Below are 938 nucleotides of genomic sequence, written 5' to 3'. Positions count from 1 at the left end.
GCTAGGGCTACGCCACATTCCTCTCCGTCACGCTTTCTTGCTTCCGCAAAAAGCGCGCCGACGCTAACGCCTACTACGTAGGCTCAGCTACGAGGAACGTCGATAATGCTAATTCGTTATACGCAAGCGGAAAGCGATTTTTATAGAGAAAATAGAAATTGACTTTTTGTGTATGTACTATAGTATATACACATGGCACATGCATCAAAAGTCTTTATTAGTGGTAATAGCCAAGCAGTTCGGATTCCGAAGGAATATCAAATATCAGAGAAAGAGTTATATATACAAAAAGTTGGAAATACACTTTTTCTTTTTCCTAAAAATGAACCTTGGAAAGCCTTTGAGGAAAGTCTTAGCGAGTTTTCTGATGATTTTATGTCGGATGGAAGATCCCAACCCGAAGATCAAATCAGAGAAGATTTTTAATGTATCTGATTGATACTAACATTTGCATTTACTCTATTAAAAATAACCCAAAGATAGTTGTTCAAAAAATAAAATCTATTGAACCTTACCAGATTAAAATCTCATCCATCACAGTAGCAGAGCTGGAATTCGGTGCCGCTAAAAGTAAATATTTTGAGAAAAACAAAAATACATTAACCAAATTCTTGTCTGCCTTTGATATCATTCCTTTTACAGATTCAGATGCCGAAGTTTATGGACTTATAAGAGCTACATTAGAAAAAACTGGAAGAATTATCGGACCATATGATCTTCAAATTGCAGCCCAAGCAATTTCCAGGAATTAAATACTAGTCTCGAACAATACAAAAGAATTTATAAGAGTTCCAAATTTAAAATTAGAGAATTGGATCTGAGTATATTCTTTCCGCCAGCGTATAACTGCGGCTGACACGCTCCGCTCGGGACTGTCGCCCTCGCTCGGCCTAAAGGCACATTGTCCTCCGTCACGCTTCTTGCTCTGCAAGAAGACG

Annotated in this window: 2 protein-coding genes; both read left to right on the top strand. The window is 38.1% G+C overall.

Translation table 11 applies throughout. The features are described from left to right. Positions 1–192 precede the first annotated feature (192 nt). Positions 193–426, top strand: a complete 234-nt coding sequence (gene vapB / locus EHQ58_RS09990) for a type II toxin-antitoxin system antitoxin VapB (protein ID WP_135623763.1) — start codon at positions 193–195, stop codon at positions 424–426. Then, entirely contained in the window at positions 426–752 is a 327-nt protein-coding gene (vapC, locus tag EHQ58_RS09985; RefSeq protein WP_425460482.1) for a type II toxin-antitoxin system tRNA(fMet)-specific endonuclease VapC, read from the top strand. The genes vapB and vapC overlap by 1 nt, the downstream gene beginning before the upstream one ends. Positions 753–938: the final 186 nt, after the last annotated feature.

Source organism: Leptospira ognonensis (assembly GCF_004770745.1).
Taxonomy (GTDB): Bacteria; Spirochaetota; Leptospiria; order Leptospirales; family Leptospiraceae; genus Leptospira_A; species Leptospira_A ognonensis.
Note: the sequence above shows the minus strand (reverse complement) of the source record. Positions and strands in the feature narration are given on the sequence as shown.

What these genes read in the sequence shown, in the direction of transcription:
- vapC (WP_425460482.1), top strand. Translation starts at nt 426, where the DNA reads ATGTATCTGATTGATACTAACATTTGCATTTACTCTATTAAAAATAAC.
- vapB (WP_135623763.1), top strand. Translation starts at nt 193, where the DNA reads ATGGCACATGCATCAAAAGTCTTTATTAGTGGTAATAGCCAAGCAGTT.